This is a genomic window from Cellulomonas sp. NPDC057328, assembly GCF_042667215.1.
GTDB lineage: Bacteria > Actinomycetota > Actinomycetes > Actinomycetales > Cellulomonadaceae > Cellulomonas.
Genome location: NZ_JBHUZW010000041.1, coordinates 14193 through 30485 on the forward strand (window position 1 = coordinate 14193; position 16293 = coordinate 30485).

At 75.5% G+C, this 16293-nt stretch carries 17 protein-coding genes and 1 riboswitch; of the genes, 8 read left to right on the forward strand and 9 right to left on the reverse strand.

The annotated features are described in order from the left end of the window. Positions 1 to 112: 112 nt before the first annotated feature. The 3 genes from ACFUMH_RS09500 to purU form a co-directional block, all read right to left on the reverse strand. Positions 113 to 628 (reverse strand): aromatic ring-opening dioxygenase LigA, encoded by a 516-nt coding sequence (locus tag ACFUMH_RS09500; protein ID WP_378203896.1) that lies wholly within the window; start codon positions 626 to 628, stop codon positions 113 to 115. 119 nt (positions 629 to 747) lie between these two features. Then, positions 748 to 1917, reverse strand: a complete 1170-nt coding sequence (locus tag ACFUMH_RS09505; protein WP_378203898.1) for a cellulose binding domain-containing protein — start codon at positions 1915 to 1917, stop codon at positions 748 to 750. A 500-nt stretch (positions 1918 to 2417) separates the two neighbouring features. Next, positions 2418 to 3284, reverse strand: coding sequence for a formyltetrahydrofolate deformylase (gene purU, locus ACFUMH_RS09510; protein WP_378203901.1), 867 nt, complete (start codon positions 3282 to 3284; stop codon positions 2418 to 2420). 49 nt (positions 3285 to 3333) lie between these two features. Between purU and ACFUMH_RS09515 the strand changes: the two genes are divergently transcribed. From ACFUMH_RS09515 to ACFUMH_RS09525, 3 genes are all read left to right on the forward strand, one after another. Then, positions 3334 to 3831 carry a GNAT family N-acetyltransferase gene (locus tag ACFUMH_RS09515; RefSeq protein WP_378203904.1) on the forward strand — a complete coding sequence of 166 codons (498 nt, stop codon included), beginning with the start codon at positions 3334 to 3336 and terminating at the stop codon, positions 3829 to 3831. Positions 3832 to 4036: 205 nt separating this feature from the next. After that, positions 4037 to 4600: a SigE family RNA polymerase sigma factor gene (locus ACFUMH_RS09520; protein WP_378203907.1), complete on the forward strand. Its 564-nt coding sequence runs from the start codon at positions 4037 to 4039 to the stop codon at positions 4598 to 4600. Then, positions 4597 to 5580, forward strand: coding sequence for a hypothetical protein (locus ACFUMH_RS09525; protein WP_378203910.1), 984 nt, complete (start codon positions 4597 to 4599; stop codon positions 5578 to 5580). The genes ACFUMH_RS09520 and ACFUMH_RS09525 overlap by 4 nt, the downstream gene beginning before the upstream one ends. Positions 5581 to 5617: 37 nt before the next feature. Here ACFUMH_RS09525 and ACFUMH_RS09530 read toward each other — a convergent pair whose 3' ends face one another. Continuing rightward, the gene (locus tag ACFUMH_RS09530) at positions 5618 to 6553 is read right to left on the reverse strand and encodes a DMT family transporter (RefSeq protein WP_378203913.1); all 936 of its coding nucleotides are present in this window, start codon (positions 6551 to 6553) and stop codon (positions 5618 to 5620) included. A 39-nt stretch (positions 6554 to 6592) separates the two neighbouring features. Between ACFUMH_RS09530 and ACFUMH_RS09535 the strand changes: the two genes are divergently transcribed. From ACFUMH_RS09535 to ACFUMH_RS09555, 5 genes are all read left to right on the forward strand, one after another. Next, on the forward strand, positions 6593 to 7114 hold the full coding sequence (locus ACFUMH_RS09535) for a MarR family winged helix-turn-helix transcriptional regulator (protein ID WP_378203916.1): 522 nt from the start codon (positions 6593 to 6595) through the stop codon (positions 7112 to 7114). A 122-nt stretch (positions 7115 to 7236) separates the two neighbouring features. Next, positions 7237 to 7326, forward strand: a riboswitch (ZMP/ZTP riboswitch). A gap of 73 nt (positions 7327 to 7399) precedes the next feature. After that, positions 7400 to 8680, forward strand: a complete 1281-nt coding sequence (glyA, locus tag ACFUMH_RS09540; RefSeq protein ID WP_378203919.1) for a serine hydroxymethyltransferase — start codon at positions 7400 to 7402, stop codon at positions 8678 to 8680. A 12-nt stretch (positions 8681 to 8692) separates the two neighbouring features. After that, on the forward strand, positions 8693 to 9589 hold the full coding sequence (locus ACFUMH_RS09545) for a bifunctional methylenetetrahydrofolate dehydrogenase/methenyltetrahydrofolate cyclohydrolase (RefSeq protein ID WP_378203922.1): 897 nt from the start codon (positions 8693 to 8695) through the stop codon (positions 9587 to 9589). 143 nt (positions 9590 to 9732) lie between these two features. Further along, positions 9733 to 10212: a VOC family protein gene (locus tag ACFUMH_RS09550; protein WP_378203924.1), complete on the forward strand. Its 480-nt coding sequence runs from the start codon at positions 9733 to 9735 to the stop codon at positions 10210 to 10212. 72 nt (positions 10213 to 10284) lie between these two features. Continuing rightward, the gene (locus ACFUMH_RS09555; protein WP_378203927.1) at positions 10285 to 11097 is read left to right on the forward strand and encodes an exodeoxyribonuclease III; all 813 of its coding nucleotides are present in this window, start codon (positions 10285 to 10287) and stop codon (positions 11095 to 11097) included. Positions 11098 to 11156: 59 nt separating this feature from the next. Here ACFUMH_RS09555 and ACFUMH_RS09560 read toward each other — a convergent pair whose 3' ends face one another. The 5 genes from ACFUMH_RS09560 to ACFUMH_RS09580 form a co-directional block, all read right to left on the reverse strand. Beyond that, entirely contained in the window at positions 11157 to 12368 is a 1212-nt protein-coding gene (locus ACFUMH_RS09560) for an ABC transporter permease (protein ID WP_378203930.1), read from the reverse strand. Next, positions 12365 to 13162, reverse strand: a complete 798-nt coding sequence (locus ACFUMH_RS09565; protein WP_378203933.1) for an ABC transporter ATP-binding protein — start codon at positions 13160 to 13162, stop codon at positions 12365 to 12367. The genes ACFUMH_RS09560 and ACFUMH_RS09565 overlap by 4 nt, the downstream gene beginning before the upstream one ends. Then, a complete protein-coding gene (locus ACFUMH_RS09570; RefSeq protein ID WP_378203936.1) occupies positions 13159 to 14193 on the reverse strand; it encodes a secretion protein HlyD in 1035 nt (344 codons plus the stop codon). The genes ACFUMH_RS09565 and ACFUMH_RS09570 overlap by 4 nt, the downstream gene beginning before the upstream one ends. Before the next feature lie 153 nt (positions 14194 to 14346). Further along, positions 14347 to 15594 carry an ABC transporter permease gene (locus ACFUMH_RS09575; protein WP_378203939.1) on the reverse strand — a complete coding sequence of 416 codons (1248 nt, stop codon included), beginning with the start codon at positions 15592 to 15594 and terminating at the stop codon, positions 14347 to 14349. After that, positions 15591 to 16256, reverse strand: coding sequence for an ABC transporter ATP-binding protein (locus tag ACFUMH_RS09580; RefSeq protein ID WP_378203942.1), 666 nt, complete (start codon positions 16254 to 16256; stop codon positions 15591 to 15593). Before ACFUMH_RS09580 ends, ACFUMH_RS09575 begins: the two co-directional genes overlap by 4 nt. Between the last annotated feature and the right edge of the window lie 37 nt (positions 16257 to 16293).

Consider the following 16293-nt stretch of genomic DNA (forward strand, 5'->3'; position numbering starts at 1 on the left):
GGACGCACGGCCGCCCGCCGCGGTGCCGGTGACCGGCGCCGCGACGGGCGGGTGCGCGGGGGCCCGGCCGGCGTCCACGGCCGGGCTGCCCCGTGAGGTCGTGCCGCGGGCGTCAGGCCGCGGCACGCGCCCCGGCGACCGAGCGCAGGCCCAGGCCGCCGAGCAGGAAGCCCACGCCGATGCCGACGAGGGCGGTCGCGACGCCGAACGCGACGACCGAGGTGAGCAGCGACGCGCGCAGGAACGTGCCCGTCGTCGCCATGTCGCGCAGCGGGTCCTCGCGGTCGAGCTCGGCGTAGGAGCGCCCGTCGGTCGCGGCGAGGACGTCGCTGCGGATCGCTTCCGTCTGCGCCCACGCCTCCCAGGGGGTGTCGAGCGCGGCCCCGACGAACGCGGGCGCGCTCTCGGCGACCGTCACGCCCTCGCTCGACAGGCCGGCCGCGGTGACGGCCCACGTGCCGGCACCGCCGAGCACGAAGAGCGCTCCCAGCACGAGCAGCAGGGTCGCCACGACGCGGGCGCCGCGCGGGGCGCGTGCGGCCGGGCGGTCCGCGCCGGCGAAGCGGTCGGTGAGCGGCGTGCCGGCCGGGCCGGCGGGCGTGGTGGACGTGGTGGCAGGTGTGGACATGGGATTACCCCCTGGCTGTCGGCGGCGGTGCGTGGCCACCCTGGCGTGCGCCGGGGCCGCCTCGCACCGTCACGAAACGGTTATGTCGGTCGGACGTGCACGGATCGGACGTCCACCCGTCAGACGAGGGAGCAGGCCGTTCCGTTCAGGGCGAACCCGGTCGGGGTGCCGTTGGTGCCTGTGTGGGTGCCGTTGAAGCCGATCTGCACCGAGCCGCCGGCGGGGATCGTCCCGTTCCAGGCGGCGGGGCGGGCGCTGACCTGCGCGCCGGACTGCGTGACCACCGAGCTCCACGCCTGCGTCACCCGCTGCCCCGACGGGAACGCCCACGTGAGGGTCCAGCCGTCGACCGCGGCGGCGCCGGTGTTGCGGACCGTCACGACGGCCGTGAAGCCGGTGCTCCACTGGTTGACGCCCCACGTGACGGAGCAGGCGCCGGTGGGCGTCGCGGTCGGGGTGGACGTGGGTGTGGCCGTCGCCGTCGGCGTGGCCGTGGGTGTGGCGGTGGGGGTGACCGTCGGCGTCGGGGTGGGCGACGTCGTCGGCCCGGGCCGGTCGAGGCCGAACAAGCGGACGGCCGCGGCGGCGTCGACGGGCAGGTTGTGGGACGTGCCCGCCAGGCTGTTGGCCTCGAGCGGCGCCTGGTCGCCCGTGCCGCCGTAGCGCTGCCGCGTGCGGTTGCCGATCGTCTCCGTGGACGCCGGCGCGCTCGGCAGCCCGAGCACGTTCGTCCACTGCTTGACCGCCTCGCCGTGGTTGACGTAGCTCAGCGTCTCGTCGTCCACGCCGTGCCACAGCTGCACGCGCGGGCGCGGGCCGGTGTACCCGGGGTGGGCGGCGCGTGCCGCGTCCCCCCACAGCTGGGCCGACTGCACCCGGCGGCCTTTCGCGCACTCGCTGTTCCAGCCGGCCTGCGCGGTGGTGCCGGGCTTCGGCTGGTTGGTCACGAAGCAGGTCGCGGGCACACCGGCGAAGGCGGAGCCGGCCGCGAACACGTCGGGGTACGCGGCCAGCAGCAGCTGCGTCGTCATGGCGCCCGACGACACGCCCGTCACGAAGACGCGGCTCGTGTCGGTGGCGTAGCGGGACTGCACGTGCCGCACCATCTGCACGATGCTCTGCGGGTCGCTGCCCCCGTCGCGCACGAGCGCGTTCGCCGACGACACGTCGAAGCAGTTCCCGGGCCGGTTCGTGCTCGGGTAGATCGCGATGAACCCGTGCTGCGAGGCCAGCTCGTCGAACTGCGCGCCGCTGTACATCGCCTGCGCGCTGCCGGTGCAGTAGTGCACGACGACGAGGACGCCGGGGTCGCGGGCAGCCGGTCGGGGACGAACAGGTGCATCCGCAGCCCGCCCGGGTTGGTGCCGAAGCCGGACACCTCGACGAGCGACGCCGCCTGCGCGGCCGGCGCCGTCGCGGTGAGCGCAGCGCCGCCGGCGGCCGCCAGGGTGAGCACCGCGACGGCGGCGGCGAGCCGCCGGCGTGCGGTGCGCAGCACGCGGAACGGGCGCATCGGTGTCCTCCTCGACGCCGGGTGCGGTCGCGGAGGCCCACGACGCGGGCGTCGATATCGATATCGGGACGCCGCGGGTCAGCATGCCGACGCGGGGCCCTGCACCGCACGCCCCGAAACGCTTCGCAACTGATCCGACGACCTCGCGCGCGCAGCCCGGACCCGCCTCCTCCGGTCGTGCCGGCTCGGCGCGTGCGACCCGAGGGGGTACGGCGTCGCGGAGGGCGGCGGCGCGGACCGTGGGTCTTCGGGCGGCTCAGCCCGGAAGGGAGGGGGTCAGCGGAAGACGATCGTCCGGTGGCCGTCGAGGAGGACGCGGTGCTCGGCGTGCCAGCGCACGGCGCGCGCGAGGGCGCGCCGCTCGACGTCCTGGCCCAGGCGCACCATGTCCTGCTCCGTCCGCGTGTGGTCCACGCGCTCGACGTCCTGCTCGATGATCGGGCCCTCGTCGAGGTCGCCGGTCACGTAGTGGGCGGTCGCGCCGATGAGCTTCACGCCGCGGTCGTGGGCCTGCGCGTAGGGGCGCGCGCCCTTGAAGGACGGCAGGAACGAGTGGTGGATGTTGATGACGCGGCCGGCGAGGGCGCGGCACAGGTCGTCGGAGAGGATCTGCATGTAGCGCGCGAGGACGACGAGCTCGACGTCGAGCTCCTCGACGAGCGCGAGCAGCCGCGCCTCCGCGTCCGCCTTGGTGGCCGCGGTCACGGGGACGTGGTGGAACGGGATGTCGTAGAACCCCGCCATCGGTGCCAGCACCTCGTGGTTCGACACCACCGCGACGAGCTCGACCGGCAGGTCCTCGGAGCGCTGGCGGAACGCGAGGTCGTTGAGGCAGTGCGCCGCGGTGGACACCATGACGAGCGTGCGCACCTTGCGGCCCGCGACGTCGAGGTGCCACTGCATCCCGAACCGGCCGGCCAGCTCGGTCATGGCGGCGTGCAGCTCGTCGTGCGTCGCCGCGGACGTCACCTGCACGCGCATGAAGAACAGCCCCGACAGGGCGTCCCCGAACTGCTGCGACTCGGTGATGTTGCCGCCGTGCTCGGCCAGCACCCCGGCGACGGCCGCGACGATGCCGGGACGGTCGGGGCACGACAGCGTCAGGACCCAGTGCGTGGTCAGCTCATCCGAGGTGTGGGACACGAGCGCCCAGAGTAGTGCGCCGCGCCGGACGGCTGACACGATGAGCCGCATGACGCAGGCCGACCTCGACATCCGCCCGGTCACGACCGACGACGCGGGCGAGCTGCTGACGCTGCGCCGCGCGGCGTTCGTCACCGAGGCGCAGCAGTACGGCGACCCCCACATCCCGCCGCTCACGCAGACGCTCGAGGAGCTCGTCGCCGACCTCGGCGCGGACGGCGTCATCACGCTCGGCGCGTGGCAGGGGCACCGGCTCATCGGGTCGATCCGCGTGCTCGTCGAGGGCGCCAAGGCGACGCTCGGCCGCTTCGCGGTCGCCCCCGACCTGCAGGGCCGCGGCGTGGGCACCGAGCTGCTCACGGCGATCCTCCCGTACCTGCCGGAGGGCATCGAGGAGGTCTGGGTGTTCACCGGCCGCGACTCGGTGCAGAACATCGCCCTGTACGCGAAGGCCGGGTACGAGCACCAGCACGACCAGACCGCCGGCGACCTCACGTACGCCTACCTGCGCAAGCTGCTCGGCGACGGGGAGCCGGCGCAGGCCTGAGGCGGCACACCGTCCGCGCGGCGCACGACGCGGACAACCTTCCGCGGTGCACGTGCGTGTAGGTGTCATGAGGACGACGGCAGCGGGTGCCGACGCGGGTCCCGCGAGGGAGCGCACGGCGCGGGGCAGCGGTGGCGACGCGCCACCGCCCGACGACGGGATCGGTGGACGCGCGCCCGGTGGTGCGGAGCCACCGGTCGGTGCCGTGCCGCCGCCCCGGGACGTGGTGCCGGCGGACGAGCACGTCGACGTCACGTCGGGCGCCGGGCGCGACGTGGAGTTCGCCGCGTTCGCCGCCGCGGCCGCACCGGCCCTCGGCCGGACCGCGTGGCTGCTGTGCGGCGACGCGCACCAGGCGGAGGAGCTGGTCCAGCAGGCGCTGGTCCGCACGTACGTGGCGTGGGCGCGGGCACGCGCGGGGGACCCGCTCGCGTACGCGCGCCGCGTGCTGGCGAACCAGCGCATCGACACGTGGCGCCGCCGGCGTCGCGAGGTCCTGATGGCGCCGTCGGACGTGCCGGAGCCCCCGCACGACGGAGGGGCGCAGGAGCAGGCGGACCGCGACCAGCTCGTGCGCGCGCTCGCCACCCTGTCCGCGCGGCAGCGCCGGGTCGTGGTGCTGCGGCACCTCGAGGGCATGTCGGAGCGCGAGGTGGCGCACGACCTCGGCGTGTCGGTGGGGACGGTCAAGTCGACCGCCTCGCGCGCGCTGGTGCGTCTGCGCGACGTGCTGGGGACGCCCGACGAGCACGAGGGGAGCGCACGATGAGCGGCGAGACGACGTTCGTGGAGGACCTGAGGGCACGCGCGGACGCGGCGGCGCCGACGGTGGTGGTCGACGTGCCCCGGGTGGTGCGTCTCGGACGCCGGCGCCGGGCCTCGCGCGTCGCGGCGGCGGCGGTGCTCTCCGTCGTCGCGCTCGCTGGTGCGGGCCTCGCCGCGTCGACGCAGCTCGGGCTGGTGGACGACGACGCGCTGCTGCAGCCCGCCTGGAGGGGCCTGCCGTGGGAGGACGTCGCGCCCCCGGGGTCGACCCCGACGCCCGCGACGTCGCCGACGGTGCAGCCGGACGGCACCGTGGTCGGCGGCGTCGGCGACCCCTGGCCCGGCGACGAGCCCTACTGGTACACGCTGTCGGAGCAGACGCAGACCGGGTACATGGACGACGTCCCGCAGACGACGACGTACCGCTCGGAGTCGTGGCTCAGCCGGGAACGGCCGGGTCTGCTGGTCACGGACGGGGACGTGGCGGGGGCGACGGCGGTCGGGCCGCGTCAGGTGGTGGGGCGGTTCCGGATCGACGGCGCGTGGGTCGACACGCTCGCGGACCCGGCGCGGCTGCCGGACGACCCGGGCGCGCTCGCGGCCGTCCTGCGCGACAGCGTCGAGCCGGGCCGCCGCCAGGGGACGCCGGACGACAAGGTGGTGGAGATGGCGATGGAGCTGGTGCGGGACCCGCTCCTGCCCGCCGGGCTGCGCGACGCCGCCTGGCAGGTGGCGGCGGACGTGCCAGGGGGCTCGCTCTCCGACGGCACGGACACCACCGGCCGGCCGGGGCAGGTGCTCCGGTACGACCGCGGCGAGGGGCCGGCGGTGACGTACGTCCGCGACCCGTCCAGCGGCCTCCTGCTGGAGCTGGCGGACGAGGCGGGGTGGCACGTCGTGTACCTCGAGCAGCGGGCGGCGGACGTGCCGCCCGTGGCGCCCACGGCGGAGAGAGCCGGGTGCGTGCAGTGGGCGACGTGCTGACGAGGCCGGCGTGCCCGGGGCCGTCGGCCGGGCGGTGTCACGCGGCGGTGGGGGCGCTGACGTCGGTGCGTTCGAGGTCGGCGCGCTCGACGTCGGTGCGCCGTCCCGGATTCCGACGCATGCGCGCCTGCACCGCGGGCTGACCGAGCACCACGCCGGCGAGCACCGCGACGACCCCGGCCACCTGCAGCGGCGTCAGGTGCTCGCCGCCGAGCGCGAGCCCGACGACGACGCCGGTCAGCGGGTTGAGCAGCCCGACCAGGCCGACGGCGCCGGCGGGGAGGCGACGCAGCGCGCCGAACCACGCGACGTAGGCGAGCGCGGTGGCGACGAGGGAGACGTACGCGATGCCGGCCCAGGCGCGCGCGTCGAGCACCGGGGGAGCGCCCTCGGCGACGACGGCCACGGGGACGAGCAGCAGGCCGCCCGCGACGAGCTGCCACGACGTCGACGCGAGCACGTCGACGTCGTCCTTCCACCGGGTGGCGAGCACGAACCCGACGGACGACATGACCATCGCGGTGCCGCCGGCGAGCACGCCGACGGGGTCCACCGCGACGGCGCCGGTGACGAGCATCGCGACGACGCCGGCGAGGCCGACGACCGCGCCGGCCACGGCCGCGGCGCGGGGCCGCTGCCCGAGCAGCGGCCACGCGACGAGCATGAGGACGAACGGCGCGACGGCCATGACCGTCGAGGCGATCGACGTCGGCAGCAGCTGCGCGGCGACGTAGACCAGCACGAAGAACGCGCTCATGTTGAGCGCGCCGAGCACGAGCGACCGCCACCACCAGCGGCCGCGGGGCGCCTGCCGCGCGAGCGCGAGCAGGACGAGACCGGCGGGCAGCGCGCGCAGCACCGAGCCCCACAGCGGGGCGTCGGCGGGGAGCGTGTGCCGCGTGACGTAGTACGCGGCGCCCCAGGAGATCGGGGCCAGCGCGGCGACGAGCGACCAGCGCCAGGTAGTTTCCACGGAAGAGAAGTTATCTGACGGGGAAGATAAGATCCAGGCGTGACCGGCGCCGACCTGCCCCCCGACTTCGTCGACGGCGTCCGTGACGCCTGGACCCGCGAGCGTCCCGACCTCGACGTGCGCACGCAGGGCGTGTTCGGACGCCTGAGTCGCGTCGCCATCCGCGTCACCGACGAGCTCGTCGCCGTCTACCGGCAGCACGGCCTCGCCGAGGGCGACTTCGACGTCCTCGCGACGTTGCGCCGGGCGGGGGAGCCGTACGCGCACTCGTGCGGCGAGCTCGCGGAGCACACCCTGGTCACCAGCGGCGGCATGACCAAGCGCGTCGACCGGCTGGAGGGCGCCGGGCTGGTGCGGCGGCGCGTCAGCGAGCACGACGGCCGCGGCCGCGTCGTCGAGCTGACCGACCGGGGGCGGGAGGTCATCGACGCCGCCTTCACCGACCACATCGCGAACCAGCACCGGCTGCTCGCGATGCTCGACCCGGGCGACGCCGAGGTCCTCGAGGACGTGCTCAAGCGCTGGCTGGCGCGACTGGAGGACCTGCCGCCGACGTCGTGACGAGCGCAGTCGTGCCCGTGAGACCGCCGTCCCGGGCACCTGTGCGCCCCGCGACGGCGGTCCCGGGGAGGCGGCCACCGCGTCGTGAGACGGCCCGGCGGCGGGCCGTCCCGTTGCTAGGCTGTGCGGGTCGTGACTGGCGCAACGGGTGGGTCACCACCGGGGAGCGACGCAGCAGCTGGACCAACGGGTCGGACGCCTGGGCCCCTCGGTCACCCCACACCGGCACTCCGTGTGTGCGGGTGCCCGGTGCGCCCGCACGGTTGACTGCGACAGGAGCCCAGCATGAGCGACAGCCTGCTCGACCAGAACATCTCCGAGCTCGACCCCGAGATCGCCGCCGTCCTCGACGGCGAGCTCGCCCGCCAGCAGGACACGCTCGAGATGATCGCGAGCGAGAACTTCGTCCCGCGCGCCGTCCTGCAGGCGCAGGGCTCCGTGCTCACCAACAAGTACGCCGAGGGCTACCCCGGCCGCCGCTACTACGGCGGCTGCGAGCAGGTCGACGTCGCGGAGACCATCGCGATCGACCGCGCCAAGGCCCTGTTCGGCGCCGAGCACGCCAACGTCCAGCCGCACTCGGGCGCGACCGCCAACGCGGCCGTGCTGCACGCGCTCATCAGCGCCGGCGACAAGATCCTCGGCCTCGACCTCGCGCACGGCGGCCACCTGACGCACGGCATGCGCATCAACTTCTCGGGCAAGCTCTACGACGTCGCCGCGTACGGCGTCGACCCGCAGACGTTCCGCGTCGAGCCGGAGGCGGTCCGCAAGGCGGCGCTCGAGCACCGCCCCGACGTCATCATCGGCGGCTGGTCCGCGTACCCGCGCCACCTCGACTTCGCGGCGTTCCGCGAGATCGCGGACGAGGTCGGCGCCAAGCTCTGGGTCGACATGGCGCACTTCGCCGGCCTCGTCGCCGCGGACCTGCACCCGTCGCCGGTGCCGCACGCCGACGTCGTGTCCTCCACCGTGCACAAGACGATCGGCGGCCCGCGCTCCGGCTTCATCCTGTCGCGCGAGGAGTACGCCAAGAAGATCGACTCCGCCGTCTTCCCGGGCCAGCAGGGCGGCCCGCTCATGCACGTGATCGCCGCGAAGGCCGTCGCGTTCAAGGTCGCCGGCACGGACGACTTCAAGGACCGCCAGCAGCGCACGATCGACGGCGCCCGCATCATCGCGGAGCGCCTCACCGCGCCGGACGTCGCCGCGGCCGGCGTGTCCGTCCTCACCGGCGGCACCGACGTGCACCTCGTGCTCGTCGACCTGCGCCACTCCGCGCTCGACGGCCAGCAGGCGGAGGACCTCCTGCACTCGGTGGGCGTGACGGTCAACCGCAACGCCGTCCCGTTCGACCCGCGCCCGCCGCGCGTCACGTCGGGCCTGCGCATCGGCACGCCCGCGCTCGCGACCCGCGGTCTCGGCGACGCCGAGTTCACCGAGGTCGCGGACATCATCGCCACGGCGCTGGTGGAGGGCTCCGGCGCGGACGTCGACGCGCTGCGCGCCCGTGTGCGCAAGCTGACCGAGGCGTTCCCGCTGTACGCCGGCCTGCGGCAGTACTGAGCGGGGGGACCGATGACCGCCCAGAAGCTGGACGGCACCGCCACCGCGGCGGCGATCAAGGCCGAGCTGAAGCAGCGCGTCGCCGTGCTCGCGGACCGCGGCGTCGTGCCCGGGCTCGGCACGCTGCTCGTCGGCGACGACCCCGGCTCGCGCTGGTACGTCGCCGGCAAGCACAAGGACTGCGCCGAGGTCGGCATCGCCTCCATCCGGGAGGACCTGCCCGCCGACGCGACGCAGGCCGACATCGAGGCGGCCGTGCGCCGGCTGAACGACGACCCGGCGTGCACGGGGTTCATCGTGCAGCTGCCGATGCCCGCGGGCATCGACACGCACCGCGTGCTCGAGCTCATCGACCCGGCCAAGGACGCCGACGGCCTGCACCCGACCAACCTCGGGCGGCTCGTGCTGCGGGTCAACGAGCCCGTCACGTCCCCGCTGCCCTGCACGCCTGCCGGCATCGTCGAGCTCCTGCGCCGGCACGGCGTCGAGCTGCGCGGCGCCGACGTGGTCGTCGTCGGTCGCGGCGTCACGGTGGGCCGCTCGATCGGCCTCCTGCTGACGCGCCGGGAGATCAACGCGACGGTCACGCTCACGCACACGGGCACGGTCGACCTCGCCGAGCACACCCGGCACGCGGACGTCGTCATCGCCGCCGCCGGCGTGCCCGGCATCGTCACGGCCGACCTCGTGAAGCCGGGCGCCGTGGTCGTCGACGTGGGCGTCTCGCGCGCGGTCGACCAGGCGACCGGCAAGAGCCGCGTGGTCGGCGACGTCGACCCCGGTGTCTGGGACGTCGCGTCGTGGGTGTCGCCCAACCCGGGCGGCGTCGGACCGATGACCCGCGCCATGCTGCTGCAGAACGTCGTCGACACCGCGGAGCGGCTCGTCGCAGGGTCGCCGGCCGGCTGACGCGTACGCCACGTGCGGAGGGCCCCGGGTGCACGCGCGCCCGGGGCCCTCCTCGTCGTGCCCGACGGCGTCGTGCCGATGACTTCGTGCTCGCCGCCGGGTCTGCCCCGGTGAGACCCCGCACGCAGCGAAGGAGCACGACGATGGGCGCCGTCCGCACACACCTGTGGTTCCCCGAGCGCGGTCACGAGGCCGCGCAGTTCTACGCCTCGGTGGTCCCGAACTCCAGCATCACGTCGGTCGTCGCCGCCCCGCCCGGGGTGCCGGACGTGCCCGAGGGCGAGCCGTTCGTCGTCGAGCTCGACCTCGACGGGCACGCCGTGACGATCCTCACGGCCGGGCCGGCGTTCCGCCTCGACGAGGCGTTCTCGCTGTACCTGGTCGTCGACACCCAGGACGAGGTCGACCACTACTGGGAGGCCCTCGCCGCCGGCGGCGGCGAGCCCGGCCAGTGCGGCTGGCTGAAGGACCGGTTCGGGGTGTCGTGGCAGGTCGTGCCCCGGATGCTCGACGAGCTGTGGGACCGCCCCGACGCCGCCGGCGTGCAGCGCGCGATGCAGGTCATGCTCGGCCAGAAGAAGCTGGAGATCGCCCCGCTGGAGGCCGCGTACGCGGGGGCCTGACGGCCGCCCCGGCGCCGTGCGCCCGCACGACGGGCGCACGGCGCTGTCGGTGGGGTGGGGGAGGATGTCCCGGTGCTGACCGTCGCCTCCGTCAACGTCAACGGCATCCGGGCCGCCTTCCGCCGCGGCATGCAGGAGTGGCTCGACGTCCGCAAGCCCGACGTCCTGCTGCTGCAGGAGGTCCGCGGCTCGGACGAGATCCTCGCCGACCACCTCGCGCCCGGCACGTGGCACCTCGCGCACGAGGAGGCGGAGGCCAAGGGCCGGGCCGGCGTCGCGATCGCGTCCCGCCTCCCGATGAGCGCCGTGCGCATCGGCCTCGGCACGGGCGTCACCGGCGACTCCGGGCGCTGGGTGGAGGCGGACCTCGAGCTGCCCGCCGAGGGCGCGCGACCCGCGCGGGCGCTCACCGTGGTCTCCGCGTACATCCACTCGGCGACGGCGGGCACGCCGTCGATCGACGAGAAGTACGCGTTCCTCGAGCGGGTCACCGCCCGCATGCGCGAGCTGCAGGACGGTGGCCGCCTCGCCGTCGTGGCCGGGGACGTCAACATCGCGCACCGCGAGGTCGACATCAAGAACTGGAAGGGCAACCTGACGAAGGCGGGCTTCCTGCCCGCGGAGCGGGCCTACCTCGACCGCTGGTTCGACGAGCTCGGCTGGCGGGACCTCGGGCGTGACCTCGGCGGCCCCGGACCGGGCCCCTACACGTGGTGGTCGTGGCGCGGCAAGGCGTTCGACAACGACGCCGGCTGGCGCATCGACTACCAGATCGCGACGCCGGCGCTGGCCGAGCTCGCGCGCACCGCCACCGTCGACCGGGCCGCGACCTACGACGCCCGGTTCTCCGACCACGCGCCGCTGGTCGTCGAGTACGACCTCTGACGCGCGCGAGGGCGGCGGTCGCCGCCGCCCTCTCGTCCGCGCCGGTCGGTCCGCGCTGGTCAGTACCGGATCGCGTCGATCACCTTGACGCGCACGGCCACCGTCGCCGGCAGGATGCCCGCCAGCGCCCCGACCGCCGTCGCGCACGCCATGCCGACGAGGGCGGCCGACACCGGGAACGGCGGGCGGTCCTGCAGGCCGCCGAACAGCGTGTCGGCCGGGATGTTCTTCACCACGGCGACGGCGACGACGACGCCGACCAGCCCCGCCACGACGGTCGCGACCACCGACTCGAGCAGGACGCCCACGAAGATGCGGCCCGACGTCGCGCCGAACGAGCGGCGGATGCCGATCTCGCGGATCCGGTACCGCACCGTCACGAGCGCGATGTTGACCAGCCCCAGCCCGCCGAGCAGCAGCGCGAACGCGCCGACGCCCAGCACGATCCACCGCGTCGCGCCGTCGAGCATCGCCGTGCCGGTGCTGCGGTTGTCCCACGTGCTGACGTCCCAGCCGGGGACCGCCGCCGCCACCTCGCTCTGCAGGCGCGGCATGAGCTCGTCGACGATCTCCGGCGGCACCCACAGGCTCAGGGTCGGCGCGGGCTGGCCGTACGTCGGTGTGGCGTCGGGCGTGTACCAGCGGACGAGCTGGTCGTAGAGGACGTACGCCTCCGCCGGGTAGTCGGGCCCGCTCCAGCGGTTCTCGACCACACCCACGACCGTGCTGCGCACGGGCGCGACGTCGCCGAGCTGCACGGTCACCGGCTCGGACAGGTCCGCGACCCCGAGCCGGTCGAGGAACGCACGGTTCACGACGAGCCGCGGCGCGAGCGCCTCGACGTCGGCGTCGACGAACCACCGGCCCTCGGTGACCTGGACGCGCTGCATCGTGCCGAGGTCCGGGTCGACCGCCCGCACGTCCGCCGGGCGCGTGCCGTCGGGGAAGCGGAACGGCACCTGCGTGCTCCAGTCACGGCTCGCCCACGAGATGTCGTAGCGCTCGAGGACCCGCGCGTACTCCGCCTGCAGCGCGGCGGGGGCGGCGGACTGCTCCCCGCGCGGCCACGCGTCGACCCTCACGGTCACCTGGCGGCCCACGTCGCGGTCGCCCTGCTCCTGGAACGCCTGCGACAGCATCTGCACCGCCGCGGTCACGCCCGTGATCGCGGCGACCGCCGCGGCGACGCCGATGAGCGCGAGCAGCACGCGGAGCTTGTGGATGCGCAGCTCGTCCCACGCCTCGACGACGGCGCCCACGAACCCGGTCACCGCTGCACCTCCGCGGGCACCGACGGGCCGAGCTCGGGCACGTGCGTGCGCCCGGTGGGCAGGTGCGTCGGCACGTCGCCGACCCAGTCGGCGACGCGGCCGGCGCCGCCCACGTCGACGGGGACGAGCACGCCGTCGGCCAGCCGGTAGTGCCGCGAGGCCCGGGCCGCGACGGCCAGGTCGTGCGTGATCGTCACGAGCGCGGCGCCGGTCTCGGAGGCGACGTCGTCGAGCAGGTCCATGATCTGCTGGCCCGTCTCGACGTCGAGGGCGCCGGTCGGCTCGTCGGCGAGGATGACGCGCGGCCCGCGGACGAGCGCGCGCGCGACGGCGACGCGCTGCTGCTCGCCGCCCGACAGCTTCTCCGGCATCGTGTCCAGGCGGTCGCCGAGCCCGACCCGGTCGAGCATGGCGGCGGCGAGGTCGCGCCGGCGCCAGAACTGGCGGCCCTGCGCGTACAGCAGCGGTGCGGCGACGTTCTCGAGCGCGGTGCGGCCGGGCAGCAGCTGGAACTGCTGGAACACGAAGCCGAAGTCCTGCCCGCGGCGGCGGGTGCGGCGCCGGTTCGACAGCGCGGTGACGGGCGTGCCCTCCAGCAGGTACTCGCCCGACGTCGGCGCGTCGAGCAGGCCGAGGATGTTGAGCAGCGTCGACTTGCCCGTGCCGGACCGGCCGACGACGGCGACGTGCTCGCCGGCGGCCACGTCCAGGGTCACGCCGCGCAGGATGTGCAGCACGCGGTCGTCCGGCAGCAGGACGTCGCGCGTGACGTCGCGGAGCTCGAGCATGGTCATCCGCCGCACACCGCCGGGTCGTACTGCGCCGGGTCGGTGCAGTCCACCTCGCCGGTGCCGCCGGGCACCGGGATGAACTCGAGGACGCGGTCGCCGGCGGCGAGGCCCTCGGTGACCTGGACGACCTCGCCGTCGGTCAGGCCGAGGCCGATCGCGCGCTCCTCGGGCTCGGCCCCCTCCGTGGCGACGACCCAGACGTTCCCGCGCTGCACGGTGCCCTGCACGGCGGTCACCGGGACGACGAGCGCGTCGGCGGCCGTGCCGTTGACGATCTCGAGGTCGGCCCCGAGGCCGGGGAACGCCGTGACGTCGGCGGGCACGGTGCACGTGATCGTGCCGGACGGCGTGGCCGCCGGGTCGGCGGGCTCGGCCGCGGGATCGGCTCCCGGCGCGGCGGGGGCCGCGGCGCCGACGCGCACGCCGGTGCACGTGAACGGCGCCGGCCCGCCCTTGAGCGTCACCTGCGCCTCGGCGGGCGCGCCGACGAGCCGGTACTGCTGGTCGGGCGTGAGCGTGCCGCTCACGGACAGCGTGCCGGGCGCGACCTGCGCCACGGTGTCGCCGACCGCGACGACCTGGTCCTTGAGCGTCGGCAGGCTGAGCGTGCCGCCGACCGGCGCGGTGACCTGCTGCACGACGACCTTCGGCTTGCGCTCGGTGACCGTCGTCTCGCCGGTGGTCGGGTCGGTGCGCGTCAGCGGCTCCTGCGGGGTCTCCTGGCGGACCTCGAGCACCGGCGTGCCGGCCTCGACGCGCTGGCCGTCGGTCGCGAGGACCTTGGACACGGTGCCCGCGAGCGTCGCGCGCACGGGGACCGACGGGTCCGCCACGACGGACCCGCGCACCGTCACGGCGTTGGTCACCGTGCCGGTCGTGACCTCGACGGTCCGGTCCACGACGGCGCCCGTGGGTCGGGCGCCGGTGGCCTCGGCGCTGACGTCGGCGCCCGCGAACGCGATCTTGACCAGCGCCACGGCGATCACCGCCCAGACGAGCAGGCGCAGGGCGGGGAAGACGTGACGGCGGACCACGGGCGCTCCTGGGGACGGTGCGGGCGCGGCCCGGGGGCCGGCGGGGGTGCGGGGGAGGGGGACGACGCGGACGCTACCGGTGCGCGCGCGCCGCCGGGCCCGGTTCGGCGACCGGGCCCGGTGCTGTCACGGCGGAGGTGGTGGGCGTCGGCGTCAGACGCCGCCGCGCAGGGCGGCGATCGGCTCGACGCTCGCGGCCTTGAGCGCGGGGTACAGCCCGGCGAGCAGCCCGATCGCGCCGCCGGCCAGCACGGAGAGGCCGACGACGCGCAGGTCGAGGACCGGCGTCCACGTCTGCGCGGCCGACACGACGACGACCACGGCCACGCCGAGGGCCGCGCCGAGCAGCCCCCCGAGCAGGCCGATGACCACCGACTCGACGACGAACTGCCCGGCGATCTGCCGGCGCGTGGCGCCGAGGGCGCGCCGCAGGCCGATCTCGCCGACGCGCTCGAGCACCGACAGCAGGGTCACGTTGGCGATGCCGACGCCGCCGACGAGCAGGGCGACGCCGCCGAGCGCGAGGAAGATCGTGCTGACGTCCGCCTGCACGTCCTGCTGCACGCGCGAGGCGGGCAGCGGCACCTGGACGGTGAGCGAGTCGGGTGCGTTCGGGTCGAGCGCGACCGGGAGCTGCTGGCCGACGACGCCGCCGGAGCCGACCGCGATGTGCAGGTGCAGCTCCGCGGGGGCGGCCAGGCCGAGGTCCGCGCGCGCCGTGCCGGTGGGCAGCACGACGGCACCCGCCATGTCGGTGCGCCGCGCGAGCCCGTCGACGACGCCGATCACCTGGTACGCGCGGTCGCCGATGAAGATCGACGGCTGCCGGTCGACGCGCTGCACGCCGAGCCGGCGTGCCGCGTCGGCGCCGAGCACGACCACGCGGTCGCCGCGGGTGTCGTGGCCCTCGTCGAACCAGCGGCCCTGCACGATGCGTCCCTGCAGCGCCTCGAGCGCGTGCGGCCCGGCGGCGAGCACCGGCGGGCGCGCCGTGCTCGCGGCCGACGGGTCGTGCACGGGGACGGCGGAGATCTCGGCGTCGCCGACGTCGAGCTCGGACACCAGCGCCGCGGCCTCCACGCCCGCGATGCGCTCGGCGCGCTCGGCGGCGTCCCAGGGCAGCCGCCCGAGGGCGCGCTGCTGACCGTCGAAGCCGTTGCTCGTCGCGGGCGCGGCGAGCGCCTGCGTCGCGGCGACGGCGTCGAACTGCTGGTTGATCCGCACGGCCGCGGTCTGCGCGAGGCCGACCGTCACGACGACGGACGCGATGCCGAGCACCGTGCCGAGGATCGTCAGGACCAGGCGGCCCGGGCGCGCACCGACGCCCGCGGCGGCCTCGGCGAGCAGGTCGCGCAGCCCGTAGCGGTCCGCGCGCGCGACGCGGTCCGTCACGGCGGTCACGCGATCTCCCGCAGCCGGCCGTCGGCGATCCGCACGCGGCGCTCGGCGCGCGCGGAGACCTCGTCGTCGTGCGTGATGACGAGCAGCGTGAGCCCCTCGGCGTGCAGCTCGTCGAACAGCTCGAGGACGCTCGCCGAGCTCTCCGAGTCGAGGTTGCCGGTCGGCTCGTCCGCGAGGAGCACCCGCGGGCGCGACACGACGGCGCGGGCGACGGCGGTCCGCTGCCGCTCGCCGCCGGACAGCACGGTCGGCAGGAAGTTCAGCCGGTGCGCCATCCCGACGCGCTCGAGCGCCGCCACGGCACGGTCGCGCCGCTCGGCGCGCGGCACGCCGCTGTAGACGGTGGCGAGCAGCACGTTCTCCAGCACCGTGCGGTGCGGGAGCAGGTGGAACGCCTGGAAGACGAACCCGATGCGGGTGGCCCGCAGCGCCGCGCGCTCGCGCTCGCCCGCCTCGGCCGTCGGCCGGCCGTCGAGCAGGTACTCGCCGGTCGTGGGGCTGTCGAGCAGGCCCAGCAGGTGCAGCAGCGTCGACTTGCCCGACCCGGACGGGCCGACGACCGAGAAGTACTCGCCCGCGTCGACCCGCAGGTCGGTCGGGTGCAGCGCGTGCACGGGCGGGTCCCCGGGGAACGAGCGGGTCACCCCGCGCAGCTCCACCACGGGGGCGCGGTCCTCGACCTGCTCGGGCGTCCCGCTG